Annotated in this window: 17 protein-coding genes and 4 pseudogenes; 12 read left to right on the top strand and 9 right to left on the bottom strand. The window is 67.9% G+C overall.

What is annotated here, in order from left to right:
* The first annotated feature begins 456 nt into the window (after positions 1-456).
* From ACTWQF_RS08375 to ACTWQF_RS08365, 3 genes are read left to right on the top strand one after another with little or no spacing between them, the layout of a single operon-like run.
* A complete protein-coding gene (locus ACTWQF_RS08375) occupies positions 457-1,674 on the top strand; it encodes an AAA family ATPase (protein WP_443278544.1) in 1,218 nt (405 codons plus the stop codon).
* Between the two features lie 20 nt (positions 1,675-1,694).
* The gene (locus ACTWQF_RS08370; RefSeq protein WP_443278543.1) at positions 1,695-3,314 is read left to right on the top strand and encodes a VWA domain-containing protein; all 1,620 of its coding nucleotides are present in this window, start codon (positions 1,695-1,697) and stop codon (positions 3,312-3,314) included.
* A 47-nt stretch (positions 3,315-3,361) separates the two neighbouring features.
* Complete coding sequence (locus ACTWQF_RS08365; protein ID WP_443278542.1) at positions 3,362-3,511, top strand: hypothetical protein; 150 nt, start codon at positions 3,362-3,364, stop codon at positions 3,509-3,511.
* A gap of 24 nt (positions 3,512-3,535) precedes the next feature.
* Here the strand turns inward: ACTWQF_RS08365 and ACTWQF_RS08360 are convergent, their stop codons facing one another.
* Both ACTWQF_RS08360 and ACTWQF_RS08355 read right to left on the bottom strand, forming a co-directional pair.
* Complete coding sequence (locus ACTWQF_RS08360; protein WP_443278541.1) at positions 3,536-4,819, bottom strand: NAD(P)/FAD-dependent oxidoreductase; 1,284 nt, start codon at positions 4,817-4,819, stop codon at positions 3,536-3,538.
* Positions 4,820-4,882: 63 nt separating this feature from the next.
* Complete coding sequence (locus ACTWQF_RS08355) at positions 4,883-5,803, bottom strand: ornithine cyclodeaminase family protein (protein WP_443278540.1); 921 nt, start codon at positions 5,801-5,803, stop codon at positions 4,883-4,885.
* A 130-nt stretch (positions 5,804-5,933) separates the two neighbouring features.
* On the opposite strand from ACTWQF_RS08355, the gene ACTWQF_RS08350 reads away from it, so the two are divergent.
* Positions 5,934-6,626 carry a GntR family transcriptional regulator gene (locus ACTWQF_RS08350; RefSeq protein WP_443278539.1) on the top strand — a complete coding sequence of 231 codons (693 nt, stop codon included), beginning with the start codon at positions 5,934-5,936 and terminating at the stop codon, positions 6,624-6,626.
* 283 nt (positions 6,627-6,909) lie between these two features.
* The gene (locus tag ACTWQF_RS08345; RefSeq protein WP_443278538.1) at positions 6,910-8,358 is read left to right on the top strand and encodes an MFS transporter; all 1,449 of its coding nucleotides are present in this window, start codon (positions 6,910-6,912) and stop codon (positions 8,356-8,358) included.
* Positions 8,359-8,432: 74 nt separating this feature from the next.
* Here ACTWQF_RS08345 and ACTWQF_RS08340 read toward each other — a convergent pair whose 3' ends face one another.
* Together ACTWQF_RS08340 and ACTWQF_RS08335 are read right to left on the bottom strand one after the other, a co-directional pair.
* Positions 8,433-9,908 (bottom strand): amino acid permease, encoded by a 1,476-nt coding sequence (locus ACTWQF_RS08340; RefSeq protein ID WP_443278537.1) that lies wholly within the window; start codon positions 9,906-9,908, stop codon positions 8,433-8,435.
* Positions 9,909-10,737: 829 nt separating this feature from the next.
* Entirely contained in the window at positions 10,738-11,253 is a 516-nt protein-coding gene (locus ACTWQF_RS08335; protein WP_443278536.1) for a nuclear transport factor 2 family protein, read from the bottom strand.
* Positions 11,254-11,373: 120 nt separating this feature from the next.
* Here ACTWQF_RS08335 and ACTWQF_RS08330 point away from each other — a divergent pair, with 120 nt between their 5' ends.
* On the top strand, positions 11,374-12,270 hold the full coding sequence (locus ACTWQF_RS08330; RefSeq protein WP_443278535.1) for a LysR family transcriptional regulator: 897 nt from the start codon (positions 11,374-11,376) through the stop codon (positions 12,268-12,270).
* 79 nt (positions 12,271-12,349) lie between these two features.
* Here ACTWQF_RS08330 and ACTWQF_RS08325 read toward each other — a convergent pair.
* Positions 12,350-12,457, bottom strand: a pseudogene (locus ACTWQF_RS08325) (IS5/IS1182 family transposase); the annotation flags it as partial.
* Between the two features lie 636 nt (positions 12,458-13,093).
* Here ACTWQF_RS08325 and ACTWQF_RS08320 point away from each other — a divergent pair.
* From ACTWQF_RS08320 to ACTWQF_RS08305, 4 genes and pseudogenes are all read left to right on the top strand, one after another.
* On the top strand, positions 13,094-13,741 hold the full coding sequence (locus ACTWQF_RS08320) for a YceI family protein (protein WP_443278534.1): 648 nt from the start codon (positions 13,094-13,096) through the stop codon (positions 13,739-13,741).
* Between the two features lie 740 nt (positions 13,742-14,481).
* Positions 14,482-14,976 carry a GNAT family N-acetyltransferase gene (locus ACTWQF_RS08315; RefSeq protein WP_443278533.1) on the top strand — a complete coding sequence of 165 codons (495 nt, stop codon included), beginning with the start codon at positions 14,482-14,484 and terminating at the stop codon, positions 14,974-14,976.
* Between the two features lie 77 nt (positions 14,977-15,053).
* Positions 15,054-15,760: pseudogene (locus ACTWQF_RS08310) on the top strand (transposase); the annotation flags it as partial.
* Positions 15,761-15,767: 7 nt separating this feature from the next.
* Positions 15,768-15,956: pseudogene (locus tag ACTWQF_RS08305) on the top strand (IS5/IS1182 family transposase); the annotation flags it as partial.
* 103 nt (positions 15,957-16,059) lie between these two features.
* Here ACTWQF_RS08305 and ACTWQF_RS08300 read toward each other — a convergent pair.
* From ACTWQF_RS08300 to ACTWQF_RS08285, 4 genes are all read right to left on the bottom strand, one after another.
* A complete protein-coding gene (locus ACTWQF_RS08300; protein WP_443278532.1) occupies positions 16,060-17,409 on the bottom strand; it encodes an outer membrane protein assembly factor BamB family protein in 1,350 nt (449 codons plus the stop codon).
* Between the two features lie 157 nt (positions 17,410-17,566).
* Positions 17,567-18,715: a threonine aldolase family protein gene (locus ACTWQF_RS08295; RefSeq protein ID WP_443278531.1), complete on the bottom strand. Its 1,149-nt coding sequence runs from the start codon at positions 18,713-18,715 to the stop codon at positions 17,567-17,569.
* A 116-nt stretch (positions 18,716-18,831) separates the two neighbouring features.
* Positions 18,832-19,227, bottom strand: coding sequence for an ectoine synthase (locus tag ACTWQF_RS08290; protein WP_443278530.1), 396 nt, complete (start codon positions 19,225-19,227; stop codon positions 18,832-18,834).
* Positions 19,224-19,355, bottom strand: a complete 132-nt coding sequence (locus tag ACTWQF_RS08285; protein WP_443278529.1) for a hypothetical protein — start codon at positions 19,353-19,355, stop codon at positions 19,224-19,226. The genes ACTWQF_RS08290 and ACTWQF_RS08285 overlap by 4 nt, the downstream gene beginning before the upstream one ends.
* Before the next feature lie 106 nt (positions 19,356-19,461).
* Here ACTWQF_RS08285 and ACTWQF_RS08280 point away from each other — a divergent pair, with 106 nt between their 5' ends.
* On the top strand, positions 19,462-20,448 hold the full coding sequence (locus ACTWQF_RS08280) for a helix-turn-helix domain-containing protein (protein ID WP_443278528.1): 987 nt from the start codon (positions 19,462-19,464) through the stop codon (positions 20,446-20,448).
* A 53-nt stretch (positions 20,449-20,501) separates the two neighbouring features.
* Positions 20,502-20,909, top strand: a pseudogene (locus ACTWQF_RS08275) (IS5/IS1182 family transposase); the annotation flags it as partial.
* Positions 20,910-20,916 lie beyond the last annotated feature (7 nt).

Below are 20,916 nucleotides of genomic sequence, written 5' to 3'. Positions count from 1 at the left end.
CTTGTTCTCTCAATGAATGGTGTTTCCTGGCCCATATGGTGAAGAAGCTGTTCACCCAGGTGAAGGAATCATGACATCAGCACATTTCGGAAACCAGCCCCTCACCTTCACTTGTTGATTACAAAGTCACAACTGCCTCCGACACAGCAGTACTTGCTCCAAGAAACCCGGATTTGGCCGCGATGCCGCGCCGTGGCCGAGGGCGGCTCGGTGGTGCCGGAGGGCGGTGAGGTGGTCGGTCGGCCACGGAGGTGCGGGCCAGTCGCTACCGTCGCCGCTGATGCCGTGAGCGGGGCTGAAGTGGTCGGGGTAGCGGTCCTCGGTGACGCCGGTCCTTTCTCAGAACCGCCCAGCGCAACTCGCTATCACCTTCAGCTACGTTGTCACTTCGTCGCAGCTTCGAAGGAAGGGGCCATCTCGTCAGCCCAACAGGGCGTCGCAGGCAAGGAGTTGAATATGGACGCGCAAGACGGGCGAGACGCGCAGGACACGCAAGACACGGCCAAGAGGCTGCGGGCGATCAGCGACGAGCTGTCGGACCGGTTCTACGAGCGGGCTGACGTGGTGCGGACGCTGGTGGTGACGCTGTTGGCCGGGCAGCACTCGTTGTTGCTCGGCCCGCCGGGAACGGCGAAGTCCGAGATGGCCCGGGAGCTCACGGGCAGGGTCGAGGGGGCGGCCTACTGGGAGATCCTTCTGTCGAAGTTCACCGCGCCGACGAGGATGTTCGGTCCCATCGACGTCGCGGCGCTGGCCCGCGGTGAGTACCGCCAGGTCTATGACGGCCGCGCCACGACCGCGCATGTCGCGTTCATCGACGAGATCTTCAAGTGCTCCACGGCGGCGCTGAACGAGACGTTGGGCTACCTCAACGAGCGGATCTACCACCCCGAGAGCGGCGGCGAGCCGATTCGCTGCCCCCTGATCGGCGCCATCACGGCAAGCAACGAACTGCCCGGCGGAGAGGATACGGCCGCGATCTACGACCGGCTGCTGGTGCGGATCGAGGTCGGGTATCTGGCAGATCCCTCGAACTTCGCCGCGCTGGTCCGCTCCGCCGTCAGCCGTCCGGCGGCGCCGACACGGACCACGGTCGAGCTGGCCGCGCTGCAGCACGCGGTGACCGAAGCCGTTCCGGCCGTGGACGTCCCCGACGTGATCGTGGATGCGGTGTGTACGCTGCGGGCTGCCCTGCGCAGCAAGGAGCTTGTCGCCTCTGACCGCCGCTGGCGGCAGGCGGTGGGCCTGCTCCAGGCATCCGCGTACCTCGACGGCCGCCCGGCGGTCGCCGAGACCGACCTGTCGGTGCTGAGTCACGTGCTGTGGGACTCCCCTGCCGAACGCCCGGCCGTCGAGCGCGAGGTGCTGCGACTGGTCAACCCCGATGCAAAGGAAGCGCTCGACCTGGCCGACACGATCGAGGAGCTGGAGGGCCAACTCGATGCCATGGCCGGGCAGTCCCGCGAGGCACTGAGCGAGTGGGTCATCAAGAAGGCCCACAACAAGCTCGCCATGGCGGGGAAGCGGCTGGAGAAGCTGCGCGAGGAGGCGGCGAGCGCCGGCCGCTCCACCGCCGCCATCGACCGGGTCACGGGCCGCCAGCGCGCCGTCCGCGCCCGCGTTCTCACCGAAGCCCTCGGCGTGGACGCGAGCATGGTGCAGGCCCAGCTCTGAGCACCGGGGCGAACAGGACAGTGAGCACGACACCGAGCAAGCTCAACGAGCTGGCAGGCCGGGCCGGCAAGTGGCTGAGCCTGTCCGCCTCCGCTCCGGAGCGGCACACCGCGGCCGTGGTCGCGGACCGGTTCGACCGGATCACATGGCGCGACACCTACGAGCAGTCGGCCGCACTGCGCGATCTGGCCGAGGAGCTGAACGAGCGCTACGACCACACCGCCGAGCTCCTTACCGACGCGTTCCTGGCCGCCTACAAGGTCGGCCCGGAGTTGCGCGAGCGCGCGGAGATGGACCCTTCGCGGCTGGTCAACCACCAGGTCGTCAACTCACTGGTGGAGTCCGCGGAGTTCGCCGAGCTGCGCCGGGAGACGGTCGGTGACCCCTACGCCGCCGCCATGGCCGTGCTCGCCCAGGCCACCGCACTGCGCGGGATGCTGGAACGCTCCCGGGGTGACCAGGAACAGGCCGAGCAGGCGAAGAAGGCCCGGCAGGACACCGAAGCCGCGGCGACCGCCGTGGGCGAGGCGCTCCAGCAGGCCGCCCGCGAGGCCGACGAGGACGGCACCGTTCCGGCCCCGGCCGCCGACGCCGTACGACAGGCGATCGAGGCCGCCGAGGTCGCCGAGGCCGCTGCGCAGCAGGCCGCCCAGGACGCCGGGCAGTCCCTCGCAGCGGCGGTCCCCGATATCCGTGCCGCCGCGCGGAACGGGGCGGCGAAGGCCGCCGAGACCGCGCGTGAGGAGGCCGCGCTGATGCGGGCATGGGGTGTTGCTCCCGGCCAGCTGGAGCGGATGCCGTTCCACCAGCGCGCCGGGCTCGCCGAGCGGCTGCGCACCGGCCGTCTCGCACAGTGGGCCGAGCTGATCGGTCGCTTCCGGCAGATGGCCGGCGGTGAGCGCGCCCGCAAGGTGGAGAACGCTGCCGGGGAACTGGTCGGCGTCACGCTCGGCAACGACCTCTCCCGCGTCATCCCCTCCGAACTGGCCAACCTCGGTCTGCCTGAGCTGCGTGCGGTCTTCGCCGTGCGCTACGCCGCCGGGGAGCTGATGCTCTACGACAGCCAGGGAGAGCAGGCCACCGGCCAGGGCGCCGTCATCGCGTGCGTAGACACCTCACACTCCATGTACGAGGCAGCGCCCGGCGGAGTCACCCGGGAGGCGTGGTCCAAGGCGTGCGCCCTGGCACTGCTGGACCAGGCCCGGCATGCCAAGCGTGACTTCGTCGGCATCCTGTTCTCCGCAGCCGACAAGATCCAGGTCTTCCGCTTCCCGGCCGACCAGCCCGCCGGCATCGACGGAATCCTCGACTTCGCGGAGACCTTCCTCGGCGGCGGAACCAGCTACCAGGCGCCGCTGACAGCGGCCAGCGAACTGCTGGAGGAAGAGTTCGACGCCGCCGCCCGCACGCGCGGCGACATCGTGATGCTCACCGACGACGAATGCGGCGTCACCGAGGAATGGATGCGCGGCTGGAAGGACGCCAAGCACCGGCTGGGCTTCCGGGTCTTCGGCGTGGCCATCGGCGCCCCGCGCGCCGCCGAAGCCGGCTCGGTCCTGGAGGCCCTGTGCGACAACCTCCGCTCCATCGAGGACCTCACCGACGTCCACGCCGCCGCCGACCTCTTCCGCATGATCTGACCCGGCTTCCTCCCCCGCGCCTCTGACACGAGAGAGAGGACCGTTCCATGGCGCAGAAGAACGAGCCGAGCACACCCACCGGCCACACCCCCGGCACCGCCCCCTGGCTGAAGGGCGAGATCGACGAATTCCGCCTGTATGGCAGGGCCCTGACCGGCAGAGACATCGCCGGACCGGCACAGCCGGCCTCCCCGTGAGACCACGGTAGGGCGCACGCCCTCTCAGCCGGCTGCCGTGGTGTGACCACGCCGTGAGGCAAAGCGTTGCGGGGTGAAGGGGTGGACTGTGCGGGCGATACCGGAAGCCTGGTGAGCGCCTTTGATCTGTGCGGAGACGAGTTCCGCCGTCATCGGGGCCAGGGTCACTCCGAGCATGCAGTGTCCGCTCGCGACGAGGATGTTGTCCTTGCCCGGCAGTGGCCCGATGACCGGCAGCCCGTCAGGCGTCATCGGACGCAGTCCCGTCCAGCCACGCGGCTGCGACCCCGGCGGGAAGCCCGGCAGGAACTCGTGGACGGAGCGGACGATGCCCCGTAGGCGATGCTGGTCGATGGTCGAGTCGAAGCTGCCGAACTCCATCGTCCCGGCAAACCGCAGCCGGTCCGACAGCGGTGCGACGGCCACCTTCGCTTCACCGAGGTACACCGAGTGCCGCAGTGTCACCGAGCCACTGGTGTCGTCGAATCCGTATCCCTTGCCGGGCTGAATGGGCAGGGGGAATCCGGCCAGCCGCGACAGCGTGCCGGTGTGCACCCCCGCCGCCAGGACGAACACATCGCCGCTGATCTCCTCACCTCCGGCGAGGACAGATGTCACCTCCTGACCCCCGGAACGGATGCCGGTGACCGGTCTGTTGTGCAGGAATCGGACTCCGCGTTCTCGGCAGCGGTCTGCCAGGCCCTTGACCAGGCTCGCGGGATCCACGTGTCGTTCCTGAGGACACTGCAGGCCCGCCCGCACATGCCTGCCGAGCGCCGGTTCCAGATCCCTGAGCTCGTCGCCCGAGAGGGGTTCCGCGGTGTGGCCGATCCGCTCCGGTGACTCTGCTTCCGTCTGGTACCGCCGCATGGCCTCCCGGGTGTGGAAGACCATGAGCTGGCCTGTGCGGTGGTACTCGAACCGCACGCCCTCCTTCTCGTACTCGTCGAAGAGGGAGACTGTTCGTTCGTTCAGGGAAACGAGGGCTTCGATACCGTGATGGAAGTCCCGGGGATTGCAGTGGCGCAGCATGCTCAGCATGAAGCGCACATGCTCGGGGCGCAGGGAGGGCCGGACGTACAGGGGACTGTCCTTGCGCGCCATCCACCGCAGGGCCTGGCCGAGCATTCCGGGTGCGGGGACGGGAGCCGACATGATCGGAACGATCCACCCGGCGTTGTGGACGGACGCTCCGGTGTCGCCGCGGGCCGCGTCCACGACGGTGACGGCCAGGCCGTCACGTGCGAGCCGGTGGGCGGTGGCGAGTCCGATCACGCCCGCGCCGACGATCACCGCGCTGTCTGTCATCGTTCTCCTCCTGCGGCTCGAGCTGGTACGGCCCCGGGGAGGGCCGGGATCTTGGCAGCCGGGTCAGGGGAGGAACTTCCCGGCCAGCAGGTGGGCGACGGCCCAGTCCTGCATGGCGACACCAACCGTCTTGAACACCGTCCGTTTGCCGTGGTCCGCGGAGGTGGTGGTCAGAGCGGTGCCGAGCTCCGTGAGGGCGTTCTTGGCGATGGCGCCGGTTTCGAGGGCGTGGATGATCTCGCCGGATTCCTCGAGGACGGCCTCAAGCTCGTCGATGACGACGGTGCTGTTGGCGAGCAGTTCGTCGGGCAGTTCACGCATGGTGGGGCGGTAGGCGCCGATGGCGTTGACGTGCACCTGTGCGGGCAGCGCAGACTCCGTGAAGAGCGGGCTGGTCGCATTGGTCGCGCAGCAGACGATCTCCGCTTCCTTGACGGCGGACGCCGCGTCGGCCGCCGTGTGGAGTTCCGCTCCCGCCAGCTCGGGTTCGAGTGTCTCGACGAGGGCCTGGGCGCGCCGCGGGTCGGCGTCCACGACGGTCAGCCGGCGCAGCGGTCGGACCGCGTGGACGGCGCGGACCTGGTCGGGCGCCTGTCCTCCGGCACCGATCACGGTCAGCCGTCCGGCCTCGGGCGCGGCGAGGAGATCGGTGGCGACGCCGACCGCCGCGCCTGTACGCAGGGTCGTCACCGCTCCGGCATCGGCGACCAGCTGGTCCAGACGGCCGGTCTCGCTCCAGACGACGGTGCCCGCGATGGCGGGATTGCGCTCGAAGTTCAGGCTCAAGGTCTTGATCATGGCGGATGCGGACGACCGGTGATGAGCGGACATCACCAGGAACCGCCCGTCCCGTAGCGCGGTGCGGGTCGGCATCTCGAACTCCCCGCGGGCGAGGTCGACGAAGCCGCGCCGTACGGCATCGATCGCCTCACGCATGGTCACGGCCTCGCGAATCTCGCGCTCACCGAGGGTGATGGTCTTCATGGCACTCCGCTTCGTCTCAGGACCTTCCTCGACTGCCTCGTACGGAAGGATGGCGAGTAAGGTATTACACCTCACCACCCCCCACAAGGCCGTCGTCGACGGTCCATGGGTTCCGTGTTATGCATAAGGCGTGACCACTTCCCGCCCCTCAGCCACGTCCGCCCACAGCCCGCAGCTCAAGTCCGTGAGCCTCCGGGAGCAGGCACGGGAGGCGGTGCGGACCCGGATCGTGCTGGGACAGATCAAGCCGGGGCAGGTGGAGAGCGCCATAAACGTAGCTGCGGCGCTCGGCGTATCGGTCACCCCGGTCCGGGAAGCGATCATGGATCTCGCCAATCTCGGCGTGGTCGAGATCATCCGCAATCGCGGGTTCCGGGTGCCGGTCCTCACCGACCACGACCTCGACGAGATCTTCCGCATCCGCACGATGCTGGAAGCCCCGGCCATGGCCGACGTCGTCCAGGCCCTGGACGGGGAGCCCGTACCGCAGTTCCGGCGGCTCGCCGAGCAGATCACTGACGCCGCACGCGAAGGGGACCTCGTCTCCTTCCTCGACCGGGACCGGCAGTTCCACCTCGGCCTGCTCGAACTGCTGGGCAACCACCGTCTTGTGGAGATAGTCGGCCAGCTGCGCGATCAGGCCCGTATGCAGGGACTGCAGAAGCTTGCGGACCAGGGCGAGCTGACCCAGTCCGGCGAGGAGCACATCGCCATCGTGGACGCGATCGAGTCGGGGGACTGCGAGCTGGCCGCCGAACTGATGCGCAAGCACCTTGCCCACAGTCGCGGGATCTGGGCAGGCCGGGCAGAGGGCGACTCCTGAGGCCCTGAGCCGAGCAATGTGCCCGCCGGGGCCTTGAAAGTAGGCCGCAATCGGCCAATCCTCTGCGTTGCGGTAAGGCATTACACATCACACCGCAGGCGGGCCGCACCTCGTCTTCAATGCATCGAAGTCCGCCCCCGCATCCCGAATCCCGTATTCCCGAATCCCGAAAGCGGCATCTTCGGCGGAAGCACACTCGCGGCGATGAGTAAGGTATTACACCTCACATGCCGCCGCGTGGGCGGCCCCTGCCCAGGTCGCCGACGGACACCAAGGAGGACCTGTGAGCAGTTCCCTCATCGATGACGCTTGCTTCCGGCCGTTCCACAGAAAGATGTTCGCGCTCACTGCCGGGGGTCAGTTCCTCGACGGTTACCTGCTCAGCATCGCGGGCGTGGTCGTCCTGGGAATGAGCCAGGACCTCGGAATGTCGGCGAGCCAGGAGGGCCTGATCGGCGCATCGGCCCTGGTCGGCCTCTTCGTCGGCGGCCTGATCTTCGGACGTGTGACGGACCGTATCGGCCGGCAGTTGCTCTTCACGCTCCACTTCGTGGTGATCGCGGCGGCCTCGATCGCGTCCACGTTCGTGAACGATCCGACGCTGATGGTCGCCCTGCGATTCGTTATCGGAGTCGCGCTCGGCGCCGACTACGCCATCGGCAGCGCCCTGCTGTCGGAGTGGCTCCCGACCGCTCAGCGGGGCCGTGTCATGGGGATGCTCATCATGGCCTGGTTCGTTGGGGCTACGGCCGCGTACGTGGTCGGCTACACGCTCATCAATGTCGTGGATTCCGGGGCTTGGCGCTGGGCCCTGGGCAGTGCGGCGATACCCGCAGTCGCGTTCATCATCGCGCGTATAGGGACGCCGGAGTCGCCCCGCTGGCTCGCCAGCCGCGGTCGCGTGGAAGAGGCGCGGGCCGTACTGACCCGCGTCTACGGGAAGGAAGCCGCCCCGGAGGCGATCGAATCCCTGGTGGACGACGAAACCGCGCACGGCCTGGGCTTCACCGAGGTTTTCCGTGGCGAGTACCTCAAGCGCACGGCCTTCGTCGGCCTGTTCTGGCTCCTGCAGATCGTTCCGCTGTTCGCGATCTACTCCTTCGGCCCGACGATCCTGAGTGCGTTCGGGATGTCCGGCAGCAGCGACTCGATCATCGGCTCAGCGCTGATCAGCCTGCTTTTCCTGATCGGGTGCGTCCCCGCACTGCGCCTCATCGACACGTTGGGACGGCGCCCCCTCATCGTCTGGTCCTCCGCCCTGATGGTCCTCCCCCTCGCCGTTCTGGGGCTGGCGCCGGCAGCGCCCGTCGCCGTCGTTCTCGCGTGCTTCTGTGCCTACGCCCTGTTCTCCGGCGGCCCGAGCATCCTCGAATTCATCTACCCCACTGAGCTGTTCCCGACAGAGGTGCGCGCGACCGCGGTCGGAGTCGGCACGGCGGTCAGCCGGATCGGTGCTGCCATCGGGACCTACCTCCTGCCCGTCGGGCTGGACCGCATCGGCGTCGGCCCCACCATGTTGATCATGGCTGTGATCACGCTGCTGGGATTCGGCCTCACCATGGCCCCCGAGACCCGCGGTCGCCGGTTGGCGGAGGCCAGCAGCGTCGCCGCGACCCCCGGCTCGACGCCGGTCGACCAGCCCGCCGGTGCCCTCGGCCGCTGCACCCGGCCCTGCGGTCACCGCCGAGCGGAGGACACGCCCGAGGCGAAGGTGACCCGCCTCTGCGGCTGAAGAGAAGAGGGGGGGGGGGGGAAGGAGCTGTGCCGGGCGCCCTGCCGCGGAATGAGCCGTCGCTCACCCAAGCGTCACACGCTGCCCTTGTCCATGAACTCGGGCGCCTGCTCCTGCTCCCGGATCGACCGCTGCGCGATCTGCGGGTTGTTGGCCTTGAGCACCAGCCAGCCCACGGCCAGACACACCGCCCAGCCCGCGCCGACGTACAGGGAGATCCGGCCGTCGGGGTCCAGGGCGATGAAGACGGTGACCATCAGCAGGAAGACCACCGCGATCCAGCTGCACACCGACCCGCCAGGTGCGGGGAAGGACGAGGCCGGCAGCCGGCCCGCGACCACCGCGCGGCGGTAGAGGATGTGGCTGACCAGGATCATCATCCAGGTCCAGATCCCGGCGGCGGTGGCCACCGAGGTGACGTAGGTGAATGCCTTCTCCGGCACGACGTAGTTGAGGACGACCCCGATGCCCATCAGGGCGGCCGACAGGGTGATGCCGATGGCGGGGGTCTTGGAGGAGCTCAGCCGGCCGAGGAGCTTCGGGGCCTCGGCGTTGGCTGCCAGGTCACGCAGCATGCGGCCGGTGGAGTACATGCCCGAGTTGCACGAGGACAGGGCCGCGGTGAGCACCACGAAGTTGACGATCGCCGCACCGGCCGGAATGCCGATCTTGGCGAAGGCGGCGACGAACGGGCTGACGCCGTCCTCGAACGCGGTCCACTTCACGACCATGAGGATCACGCTGAGGGCACCGACGTAGAAGACGATGATGCGGAACGGCAGCGTGTTGATGGCCTTGGGCAGGGTCTTCTCCGGGTTCTCGGACTCCCCCGCGGTGACGCCGACCAGCTCGACGGCGAGGTAGGCGAACATCACGCCCTGCAGGGTCATCAGCGAGGAGCCGACGCCGTTGGGGAAGAAGCCGTCGTGGGCCCACAGGTTGGAGGCACTGGCCGTGTCACCCGCCGCGCTGAAGCCGAAGGTCACCACGCCGAGACCGATCACGATCATGCCGATGATGGCCGTGACCTTGACCATCGAGAACCAGAACTCGATCTCGCCGAAGATCTTCACCGAGATGAGGTTGGCGACATACAGCAGGACCAGGAAGGCCAGTGCGGTCACCCACTGCGGGATGTCCGGGAACCAGTAGTGGATGTAGATCGCGGCGGCGGTCAGCTCCGCCATGCCGGTCACGACCCACAGCAGCCAGTACGTCCAGCCCGTGACGTAACCCCAGAACGGGCCGAGGAACTCGCGGGCGTACTCCGCGAAGGAGCCCGATACCGGGCGGTACAGGAGCAGCTCACCGAGCGCTCGCATGATGAAGAAGACGATGACGCCGGCGAGGGCGTACATCAGGATCAGGCTCGGTCCCGCCTTCTCGATGTTGGCGCCTGCGCCCAGGAAGAGACCGACGCCGATGGCGCCGCCGATGGCGATCATCTGGACCTGACGGCTGCCCAGTCCCCGCTCGTAGCCCTCTTCAGGCGTGGTGCCGACGGCCGTGCTGCCGTCTTCATGCCTGTTACCGACCTGCGTCGAGGTCATATGTGGTGTGCCTTTCCGCTCCACGCCGAGCCGCGCCCTTCCGGACGGCGGATCGGGTTCCAATCCCCCCGGTTACTGATGGAGTTGCATGTCGGCGGTCGGCCGACCGAGCACGCCTGCGCGGACATGGGTGGCGTCCGTCACACGGCCGTGAAGATCTATCACGGCCGCAACAGCGATCAGCGGCGGGCGATGTGACACACACCACCGAGAGAAGTGGCGAAAAGGGGTATTCATCAACAGGTAGCTGCAGCCAGGTGACGTGATCGTTATCCCGATCTGAGGATCCTCTGAGCGAACGGTTCACTGTCTGGCCACTGCTGGTTTGCCCAGCCATGCATGGCCGAGACGGCGGAGCACTCCGTTCCGCCTCTGGAGGGCGTCACCGCAGCGCCGCACCGGTGCTGCGCTCAGCCGCGCTCGTCATCCACTGCTGGAAACCGGACGGCGGTCGCGCCGTCGGTCCGCCCGGCTGCCGCCCCGAGCGGGTCCGCTTTCACATTCGGGTAGGCCGCCCCTTCAAGCAAGTGGAACTCCTGGCCGTACGGCGGATCTTGGTTGTTAGCCCGTCTACCAGGAGCTTCGTCGGTCGGTACGACGGGACCCCGTTCAGCCAGATGAGTCTGCGGGTTTGGCCTCCCGGCCCAGGCCAGGGGCGAAAGCGTGCGGGACCTTCGGCGGGACCAGGAAGAAATCACCCTTCTCCAACGTGTGCAACTGCTCCCCGGTCAGGACCGTCATGGAGCCGCCGGTCGGTCTACTGCCGGAGGTTTCGCGACACCCCGTTTTGGGGTGATTGTTGTGTTCTGCGTCTGTGCGTGGACCATGCTCACTCGCCGCTGCCGAGGATTGCGGCGGGGTCGCCGGTGTACCAGGTGTTGTCGATGTGGAGGCGCTGGATGACCCAGGAATCGCCGTGGCGGACGAGGTCGACGGCGTAAGGGTTCTTCAGCAGGGCGTGCTTGCCGGGGTCGGCCGTGAGCAGGTGCTGGGCTTCGACGAGTGCGGTCAGGCGGGCTGTGTCACCGTCGATCGTGATGCGCGGGTTGGTGATCTGGTGGGTGGTGTCGACCCGGCCGGTGAAGTTGCCCAGGATCGTGGTCACGATCGTTTCGCGGCCGACCATCAGCGGGGGGTTGGCTCCCCATTTCGCGGCTGCGGGCCGGAAGTCGAGTTCGGCGTCCTCGGCGAAGGCCGAGGCGAACAGCCTCCTGTCCTTCAGGTCCTGCCCCAGAGCGAAACGGTACAACGCGTCCGTGATCTCCGTGCGGTCCCGCAGTTCCTTGGTGACTGCTGCGCTGTCCCAGGCCGGTGCGGACAGGGCGTGGTCGTCGGTGACATACATCGGGTGTGATCTCCCAGTGCGGACTGTGATGTTCGAGTGCTTCAGCCTCCGCCCGGGCGGATTCCCGATCAACGAGAGCTTGTGCAACGATCGTGAATCAGTGCTTGACGATGGAGGGGCATGCTGGAGCGGCACGAGGTCGAGGCGTTCCTGACGCTGGCCGAAGAGCTGCACTTCGGCCGCACGGCCGAGCGGTTGCACCTGTCCACGGCCCGGGTCAGCCAGACAATCAGAGTCCTGGAACGACGCGTTGGGGCTCCGCTCTTCAACCGCACCAGCCGGCGGGTGGAGCTGACCCCGATCGGGCGTCACCTGGAGGAGGACCTGCGGCCCGCATGGGCCCGGGTGGCGGCGGCCCTTGAGCGGGCGGTCGACTCCGGGCGGGGCATCTACGGCCTGTTGCGCGTCGGCTTCGTCGGCGCGGCCGGAGGGCAACTGCTGGTCGGGACCACGGAAGTGTTCCGTAGCCGCCACCCGGACTGCGATGTGCAGATCCGGGAAGCACAGATGGCCGAGGTCGTACCGTGGCTGCGTGACGCCGAGGCGAACGTCGTACTGGCCGGCTTTCCGGTCCGGGAGCCGGATATCGTCATGGGACCGGTACTGGTGAGGGAGTCTCGTTTCCTGGCTCTGCCCGCCGGGCATCGCCTCACCCGTCAGCACGCCGTCTCCGTCGAGGACTTGGCCAGGGTCAGGGTCCTGCAGGTCGACGGCGCGGTACTGGACTCGTGGCCCGATGTGCACACGCCCCCCACGACACCCGCCGGCCGGTCGATCGAGCCCGGCCCGTCGGCCGGGACCTTCCAGGAGGCACTGACCCTCGTCGGCGCCGGCCAGGGCGCATTCACCGTCGGCGCCCATGCCAGGCGCTACTACGCACGCCCCGACGTGGCGTATCTGCCCTTCCATGACGCCCCGCCGGCGGAGTGGGGGCTGCTGTGGCGCGCGGATGCGGCAACTGCCCGCGTGCGAGCCTTCAGCCAGGCCGCGTCCAACCTGGTCCGCAGTCACCACTGAGGCTTTTCGAACCTCATGTTGATGTGGCGACGTGGAGGGCGAGAACGGCCCTGACCGGATGCCGGCCTGGGCCAGAGCGTCGAGGATGCTTGCCGGAGTAGTACGGCCGGTCGGCAGTGATTCGGTCGATGGTCAGCGGCGTCCCGTCGAGGATCACGAACTCTTTGCCCGCAGCCGCACGAAGAGCGGCGACCGGCTCCCGGGCATCGCCGCTTTGGAGGATCGTCTTTCCCTGGGCAGAACGGACGGCGCCCGCGTGATGTCGCCACCCGCACAGTTTCAGTTGTGCTTTTGAGGCGCATACACGAGTCGAAGTCAGGAACTCCTGCGGAAAGTGTGGGTGATGTCATCCGAGAGCGCGTCGTCTGAAGCAACTACCGCTAGTGGCCGGAGCAGTGCGGTGCTTACGCACAGGTTGAGGTGGGCGACTCAGCGCAATGGGTCGTGGTGACGAGCGAGCTCCCATAAGCCGCAATCCTTGTCCGGTGTTCTGGCACCGACGGCGGACGAACTCGTCTCTCACGCAGGGAAGTTGGGCCACAGTGGGTAGGCGGTCAGGGCGAGAGGAGTTGTGGTGAGGAGGTCGTCGCGGAACGCCTGAGCAAGGGGATCAGGTTACGGCGGTTTTGATACGGCCAGCCTTCAGCAGTGTCCGCGAACTTTGCCGCCTTCGCGACTCCGGAAGAATCAGGTAGATCATGTGAAGGTTCCGCGTGGGGCAACTATACGATCACGGCACAAAGAGGTTCTATCCGGAGCCAGGACGCGGCGATTGGTGGTGCAGCATTGCCTGACTGCCCATCATCGAGTCGCCAGGTGAAGCATGAAACTGTTCAGGCGTGGCATGTCACCCCGCCCTTCCCAGACCCGCCCTGCCGCGTACGGTGAAGCCACCACCGGTGCGGGCGTGGTGAATCCGGCCCTGCAGGAGCTCACCGGGGAATGGATCATCGACCCCGCGCACAGCCGGATCGGTTTCTCTGTACGCCATGCCATGGTGACCACGGTGCGCGGGTCTTTCACCGAGTACCAGAGTCGCCTCTTCTTCGACGGCCACGACCCGTCCCGCTCCCGGGCCGAGGTTGTCGTATCCACGGCCAGTGTCGACACGGGGGTGGGGCAGCGTGACGCCCACCTGGTCAGCCGTGATTTCTTCGACTCCGCCAACTACCCCCGCATGCAGTTCGTCAGCACAGCCGTGCAGTTCATCGGCAGCGATGTGTACCGCATGACAGGGGACCTCACGATCAAGGACGTGACCCGACCCGTCGTATTGGAGATGGCCTACATAGGCCACGTACTGGATCCCTTCGGCTACCAGCGCGCAGGTTTCGACGGCACGACCACCATCGATCGCTCCGACTGGGGCCTCACGTACAACAGCCAACTGGCCGAGGGCGGCTCGATGGTCAGCGAAAAGGTACGCCTGCAGTTCGACATTGCCGCGATCCGAAACGCCCCTGCCGGCTGAGCGCCCGAACCACGACTTGCGGAACCACCGTGCTGACGCCGCCTGCGAACCCGAAGGGTGCGTTCCTGGCTTGCCTCCGGTAGGCGCGGCGGAATCGAGGTAGTCGCATGAGAATCCGGAGGTCACGGAACTTGAGAGACTCGGAAGGGACAACGCCGATCGACTGACCTACAACGACCTTGAAGCCGGACCGGATCCCGGCTTTGAGTTTCTGTTGGCGGAGCCACACGCGGTCCTTGCCGGCGCGCAGTGAACGGCCCATCGGGACCAACCGAGCCCTCAGTGGCGGTGGCGAGCCGTCCGCCGGCGAGATACCGCCATCCATCGTTCGGAGGCGCCTCGCCTTTCAACGCCTGAGCCGGGGATGGCTGTTCACCGGTTGCTTAGTGCGTCCCACGGGCGGGGGCGCGGTTGCCGTCGGCGTCGCGTCGGCCAGCGGGCGGCCGAAGGATTGGCAGCCCGGGCCCGTAGACAGTCGGTGACCTGAGCCAGGCTCTCGACGAGCCGCTCGCGGGTGACCGCGTCGATCCGTACGGCATTGCGTCCGATTCCCGGGCCGGTATTTCGGCGTCAGGCGTATTTCCCGGATCCACGTCCTGCTGGCAGCTACGCGACGGACGAGATCCGGGAAACACTCCCTAATACTCCAGCCGTTGATCGTTACGTGCCCTGGTCCAGGGGCAGTCGTCGCTGGCGGAAACTCAGGTGGCCTCAGCGCACGATTTGCGTAGGGTCGGGCAATGCCCGAGCTGAAGAGACTGCATGCCTGCCACGCCCCGGCGGTTCTGGCCTTCGAGCGGGCGAACCGCACCTACTTCGCTGCCTCGATCCCCGACCGCGGCGACGACTTCTTCGACCAGTTCACCGACCGGTACAACGCCTCGCTGGCCGAGCAGGAGGCCGGCATCTGCGCCTTCTACGTGCTTGTCGCCGAGGACGGCTCGGTACTCGGCAGGTTCAACCTGTACGACTTGGAGGACGGCACTGCCAGACTCGGCTACCGGGTCGCGGAGCAGGTCGCCGGCCGCGGCGTGGCGACCGCGACCGTCCGGGAGCTGTGCCGGATGGCGACAGCGCGGCACGGCCTGCGCACACTGCGGGCGGCCACCTCCCACGACAACGCCGCGTCCCAGAGAGTCTTGGCCAAGGCCGGGTTCGTCCCGGTTGGCCCTGCCACCCCGGCCGATCTCGGCGGCAAGTCAGGCACCTGGTACCAGCGCGACCTCCAGCCATAGACCTTGATCTAGCTCGTGGGTCGGCTGCAGGTCACAGCGTAGACCCTGCCTGCGGGCAGGAAGCGTTCGAAGTCCTGATGAGCCGGATAGCCGGCCGGTTCGCCCGGGTCGAACTCCGTTGTCGGGTACGGGATCCGGTGCAGGGCTGCTGTCGGACCTGCCACACAAAAACTGCTGGAGCATCGCCGAGTAGGCCGGAGAGGCCACCCCGGACGGCATGCAGCACCTGCTCGGCCGGGCCCGATGGGATGCCGACGCCGTGCGCGATGACGTGCGCGAGTACGTCCTGGAACAGACGCGCGACCCGGATCGCTGCCGAGCCGCGGGCCTGGACGAGGGCACCGCCTTCGCGACCAAGCCGGAGCTGGCTGCCCGCATGATCGGCCGATTTCTCGATGCCGGGCACCGCGCCGACTGGGTCGCGGCAGACGAGGTCTACAGGCGACAACCCAAAGCTGTGCTCCGCGCTGGAAGAGCGCCAGGTCGGCTACGTGCTCGCCGTCGCCTGCTCACATGAAGTCACCACCGGCGCAGGGCAGTTCCGGCCGCGAAGGTGCCCAAGCGGGCCTGGCAGAAGCTGTCGGCCGGGGCCGGTCCCAATGGGCACCGCTTCTACGACTGGGCGGTCATCGATCCGCCCGAACCCCGCCCCGGCAGCCGCCAGCTGCTGATCCGCCGCAACCGCACCACCGGTGAACTCGCCTACTACCGCTGCTTCTCACCCGACGCGGCGCCCCTGAACACTCTGGTCCGCGTCGCTGGATCAAGGTGGCGGGTGGAGGAGAAGCCGGCGTTGGCAGGTCGAGCGCACGCACGCCTGGCAGAACGCCTTCCACCGACTCGCCCGCTGCTGCGAACGCCGCGCCACCGTGATCGACGCCTTCTTCGACCTCGCCGACACGATCATCACCGTGCACAGCCTGATCCGACGAGCATGGACAACCCACCGCTGGAACGAACGCACGAACCGCCGACTATGACCACACACCTACGCCCGCGGCCTCTCATGAGCCACTTCTGAGTCGGCGGAGCGGTGGGAACTTGGTGGGTGGGTCACGTGGCCATCGGGGTGGATGCTCTTCGCTATTGAAGTGCCACCACTCCTGTCTCGGTGCGGATGTAGACAATTCCGTCGCCCGGCAGGACGGCCTGGGCGTCCTCGTCAAAGTAGCTCTCACCTACCTGAGATAGCAGGACGTCATCGTGGACGTTGCCGACCCCATGACCTGTCTCGATGGTCCAGCGTGCTTCACCGCTTTCGGTGCTGAAGGCGCGGACCACACCGGACTTGTCGGCGACATAGACCGTGCCCCCGGCGACGACGGGCGAGCCCACCACCTGCACCGGTTCAAGCGGCCGCGTCGGGGTGAGCGGCGCCGACCACTGCAGGTCGCCGGAGACGCTGTCGATGGCCTGAAGATGGCTGTCGTCGCCGAAGGGTCCAGGCGTCGGCCTGTCGAGAACGAAGACCTTGCCGTCGGTCACGGCCAGTCCCCGGTCGCCATTCATCCGGGCTGTGGGCCGGTGCGAGTGGCGCTGCTCGCCCGTCCTCGGGTCCATGCCCACGATGGCGTTGCCCACCTGCGTCCACACCAAGTCCTCGGCGATGACTGGATGCGCGTGGGCGAACCCCGCGTGCTCCTCCCACCCGCCGCACTCGAACAGCACCTCGCCTGTCGATGGGTCGAATGCGACGATTCCAGACTGCTCGGAGCCGTTTCCCATGCCGAGTGCCGCGTAGGCGGTGCCGTCAGGGCCGAATGTCGGGCAAGCCCGCAGCCAGCCGTCGGATTCCACGCCGATCTCGCTCCGCGCGCCCCGCCAGACTTCCGTCAGATCTGGCAGCCGCAACGCCCGGGCCCCGGCCTCGACCTCGTGGATCAGGAGCAGGTCGCCGACCACGGTCGGAGTTCCTCCCCGTTCGATGGTGTGCACGACCTCTCCGGAACGCAGGTCGTGCACGTAGATCCAGCGCGACGTCCGCCATTCCTCCACGAACACCCATGTCCCCCAGACTGCGGGGGTGCTGATGACGCCGGGAACATCATCGTCCACGTCGACGAGCCAGTCGTCGTGGATCTCGAGCCCATCGTCGAAAAGGTCGTGGTAGGTGTGGCGCCAGCGTTCGGCCCCAGTGCGCGCATCGAAGGCGTGAACCGCGCCGTCCGCGTCCAGATTTCCCGCTGTGGCGACGATCAGTGTGTCGCCCGCGTATGCCGGCGCCGCGACCACCGGAGACCCTGTCTGGGCAGTCCATGCGACTTGGGCACGATCGGGGAGCCCCGACACCCTGTAGGCACCAGACCGCCTGTCGTTCCCGTACGGGGCGCTCACGTCCACGGCATGCCTCCTGGGCTGTGTTGAAGGAGACTGCAAGGAGCTCGTCGAAGATGATCCGGGGGCGGTGCCAGCCGAGCGGATGGTCCGGGTCATACTCCGGCCGCTCGGGCATCAGGACCGTGCCTTGGTCCCAGAGCGGTGCAGTCGGCCATGAGGGTAGCGAAGGCACAGGTTCAGTGATCACAGAGCGTCGCAACTCTGTGATCAGCAAGACTTGCGCCCGTTCTGCTGCCCAGGTCCCCTACCGCGCCTATCTGCGCGCTCTCCAAGCGGCCATCTCCTGGGCGATGGCGGCGGCGAAGGCGTCCACCTCGGCCTCGGTGGTGTCGAATGAGCACATCCAACGGACCTCGCCGGTGCGCTCCTCCCAGGTGAGGAAGCGGAACCGCTTCTGGAGCCGTTCGGTGACCTCCTGGGGCAGTACGGCGAAGACGGCGTTGGCCTGGACCGGCCGTACGATCTTGACGCCGGGCACCCGGGCGACGGCCGTGGCGAGCCGGGCCGCCATCGCGTTGGCGTGCCGGGCGTTGCGCAGCCACAGGTCGCCCTCCAGCAGCGCGACGAGCTGCGCCGACACGTACCGCATCTTGGAGGCCAACTGCAGCGCGGCCTTGCGCAGATACCTCACGCCGCGCACCGCGTCCGGGTTGAGCACCACGATCGCCTCGCCGAGCATCAGGCCGTTCTTGGTGCCGCCGAACGACAGCACGTCCACCCCGGCGTCGGTGGTGAACGCGCGCGGCGGCAGGTCGAGCGCGGCGGCCGCGTTGGCCAGCCGGGCGCCGTCCACGTGCAGCAGCATGCCGCGCTCGCGCGCCAGCGCGCCGATCGCCGCGATCTCGCCGGGCGTGTAGAGGGTGCCGAGCTCGGTGCTCTGGGTGAGGGAGACGACCTCGGGCTGGGCGTGGTGCTGCTCGCCGAAGCCCCACGCGTACCGGTCGAGCAGCTCCGGCGTCAGCTTGCCGTCCGGGGTGGGCACCGGGATCAGCTTCAGCCCAGCCACCTTCTCGGGTGCGCCGCACTCGTCCCGGTTGATGTGCGCGGACTCCGGGCAGACCACCGCGCTCCACCGGCCGCACATCGCCTGCAGCCCGACCACGTTGGCGCCGCTGCCGTTGAAGACCGGATGGACATCGGCGCGCTCGCCGAAATGGCCCCTGATCAGCTCGCGCAGCCGGGCGGTGTGGGCGTCCGCGCCGTAGGCCGGCTGGTGGCCTTCGTTGGCGGCGGCCAGCGCCGCCATGATGTCCGGGTGTACGGAGGCGTTGTTGTCGCTGGCGAAACCGCGTAGCGGCTCGCCCTCGTGGTCAGGCTTGGGGGAAGTCTCAGGCCTGGGATAGCCGTCAGGCTTGGGGAACGTCTCAGTCCTGGCAGAGCAGTCAGGCTTGGGGAAGGTCAAGGCGTCGTCCGTTCAGGCGGGGCGCGGTTGGCGCTCGTCCAGGGCGCGTCGTTGTTGCACCCGGAGGACGCGGTGTCCGAGGGGATCGGTGGTCGTCGGATGTGTCTGGAGCGCGCTCACTGATCCTCCTCGGTCAGCAGCGGGAAGACGCCGTTCTCGTCGTGGACCTCGCGGCCGGTGAGGGGCGGGTTGAACACGCAGACCGCGCGGAACTGGGTGTGGGCGCGCAGGGTGTGACGCTGGTGTGCGTCGACCAGATACATCACGCCGGGCTCGAGGCGGTGCTTCTCACCGGTCTCGTCGTTGACCAGTTCGCCCTGGCCCTCGATGGCGTAGACGGCCTCGATGTGGTTGGCGTACCACATCTTGATCTCGGTGCCCGCGTGCACCACGGTGTCGTTCAAGGAGAAGCCGACCTTCTCCTTGGCGAGCACCAGGCGACGGCTGGTCCACGTGGGGCCCTTCACTTCGCGCTCGGTGCCGATGATCTCTTTCAGCGAACGGACGATCATGGGGTACGTCTCCTTCTGTTTCGTGCTCGGGCGGGGATGGGTCGGACGGTGACCACGGTGCGGACCGCGCGCACCGGCTCCGTGGTGATCTCCAGGCCCTCGTCGAGCTCCTGCTCGGTGGTGGTCATCAGTCACTCCTGTGACCGGGGCGTTTCCTGTGAACACCAAGATCCTGGCTGCTGGCGCGGAATTCGGGACAGTGGCATGAATGCCGGGTACCGCTAAGATCTCGCCATGCCCGCCATCCCTCTTGCGTCCCCCGGCAGCCGCCACACCGTCTCGGTGCTGGCGTTCGACGGTATGGCCCCCTTCGAGCTCGGCTCGGTGGTCGAGGTCTTCGGACTGCCCCAGGCCGAACCTGAGGTCCCTTGGTATGACCTACGGGTCTGTTCGTTGGAGCGGGAGCCGATGCGGGCGGTCGGGGGTTTCATGATGACCACCGAGAACGGCTTGGACGTCTTCGCGGGGGCCGACACCGTGATGGTCGTCGCGGTGCCGAATGTGCGAGGCGAGGTACCACCGGAGCTCGTGGCCGCGCTGCGGGAGGCGCACGAGCGCGGCGCCCGGGTCGTGTCGATCTGCTCGGGCGCGTTCGCGCTGGCCGCGGCCGGGCTGCTGGACGGCCGCGAGGCAACGACCCACTGGCAGTACGCGGAGCTGCTGCAGCGGCGTTATCCGCGGATCCGGGTGAACCCCGACGTGCTGTACGTAGACGGAGACGACATCCTCACCGGCGCAGGCAACGCCGCCGGGCTCGATCTGTGCCTGCATTTGGTGCGCAAGGACCACGGTGCGCGGATCGCCAACTCGGTGGCCCGACGCCTGGTCGTACCGCCGCACCGGGAGGGCGGCCAGGCCCAGTTCGTGGAGGCCGCCGTGAGCGAGCCGACGGCCGACGACGGTGTGGCCCGCGCGATGGCCTGGGCACTGGACCACCTCGCCGAGCCGATCACCGTGGCCGACATGTCCCGCCAGGCCCACCTCGCGCCCCGTACTTTCATCCGGCACTTCAACCGGCAGACCGGGACCAGCCCGCTCCGCTGGGTCATCACCCAGCGGATCACGGCCAGCCTGCCGCTGCTCGAGCACAGCGCGATGCCGATCGAGGAGATCGGCGCGGCCGTCGGCTTTGACAGCCCGGTGACCTTTCGGCACCACTTCGCTCGAGCCATGAAGACCTCGCCCTCGGCCTACCGACGTACCTTCCGCACCACCGCCTGAGTGGGAGCCGGACGTCCTGCCACGGGAAGACCGGGTTCTGCTGGTTGCCGCGGTCCACCGACCATCAGGTGGTCATCGACGCCTGCACCCGGCTCGTTGTCGCGGTGGGCCGACCGGTACCCGGCAATCGCAACGATTGGCAAGGCATGGGAGCCGAGCCGGCCGGTACGGGGGAGACCGTCGGCCGCACCACGGTCATTGCGGACGACGGCTGCCGCGGCGCCGGCCTGGTCATCCCACACCGCCGCGAGCGCAGCCAGGCCCTACTTCCGGCCTGGAAAGAGAAACACAACACCTCCCACCGCAAGGAAAGTCCGCACCCGCGTCGGGCATGCCATCGCCCGCATGAAGCAGTGGTGATCCCGCGTGACTGTCGCTCAAGAGCCACGAATTCCCCCCTCGCCATACTCGGCATCGCGCGCCTGCACAATCCCGCCTTTGTGCCGGTGAGTTGGCGATGAGCCGGGT

This window comes from Streptomyces sp. 8N114 (assembly GCF_052245835.1).
Taxonomy (GTDB): Bacteria; Actinomycetota; Actinomycetes; order Streptomycetales; family Streptomycetaceae; genus Streptomyces.
The sequence above is the reverse complement of the archived record's forward strand: the minus strand, read 5'-3'. Positions and strand labels throughout refer to the sequence as shown.

What these genes read in the sequence shown, in the direction of transcription:
- ACTWQF_RS08340 (WP_443278537.1), bottom strand. Translation starts at nt 9,908, where the DNA reads ATGACCTCGACGCAGGTCGGTAACAGGCATGAAGACGGCAGCACGGCC.
- ACTWQF_RS08300 (WP_443278532.1), bottom strand. Translation starts at nt 17,409, where the DNA reads ATGACCCGGACCATCCGCTCGGCTGGCACCGCCCCCGGATCATCTTCG.
- ACTWQF_RS08280 (WP_443278528.1), top strand. Translation starts at nt 19,462, where the DNA reads ATGCCCGCCATCCCTCTTGCGTCCCCCGGCAGCCGCCACACCGTCTCG.
- ACTWQF_RS08365 (WP_443278542.1), top strand. Translation starts at nt 3,362, where the DNA reads ATGGCGCAGAAGAACGAGCCGAGCACACCCACCGGCCACACCCCCGGC.
- ACTWQF_RS08335 (WP_443278536.1), bottom strand. Translation starts at nt 11,253, where the DNA reads ATGTATGTCACCGACGACCACGCCCTGTCCGCACCGGCCTGGGACAGC.
- ACTWQF_RS08355 (WP_443278540.1), bottom strand. Translation starts at nt 5,803, where the DNA reads ATGAAGACCATCACCCTCGGTGAGCGCGAGATTCGCGAGGCCGTGACC.
- ACTWQF_RS08320 (WP_443278534.1), top strand. Translation starts at nt 13,094, where the DNA reads ATGAAACTGTTCAGGCGTGGCATGTCACCCCGCCCTTCCCAGACCCGC.
- ACTWQF_RS08285 (WP_443278529.1), bottom strand. Translation starts at nt 19,355, where the DNA reads ATGACCACCACCGAGCAGGAGCTCGACGAGGGCCTGGAGATCACCACG.
- ACTWQF_RS08330 (WP_443278535.1), top strand. Translation starts at nt 11,374, where the DNA reads ATGCTGGAGCGGCACGAGGTCGAGGCGTTCCTGACGCTGGCCGAAGAG.
- ACTWQF_RS08290 (WP_443278530.1), bottom strand. Translation starts at nt 19,227, where the DNA reads ATGATCGTCCGTTCGCTGAAAGAGATCATCGGCACCGAGCGCGAAGTG.
- ACTWQF_RS08315 (WP_443278533.1), top strand. Translation starts at nt 14,482, where the DNA reads ATGCCCGAGCTGAAGAGACTGCATGCCTGCCACGCCCCGGCGGTTCTG.
- ACTWQF_RS08375 (WP_443278544.1), top strand. Translation starts at nt 457, where the DNA reads ATGGACGCGCAAGACGGGCGAGACGCGCAGGACACGCAAGACACGGCC.
- ACTWQF_RS08360 (WP_443278541.1), bottom strand. Translation starts at nt 4,819, where the DNA reads ATGACAGACAGCGCGGTGATCGTCGGCGCGGGCGTGATCGGACTCGCC.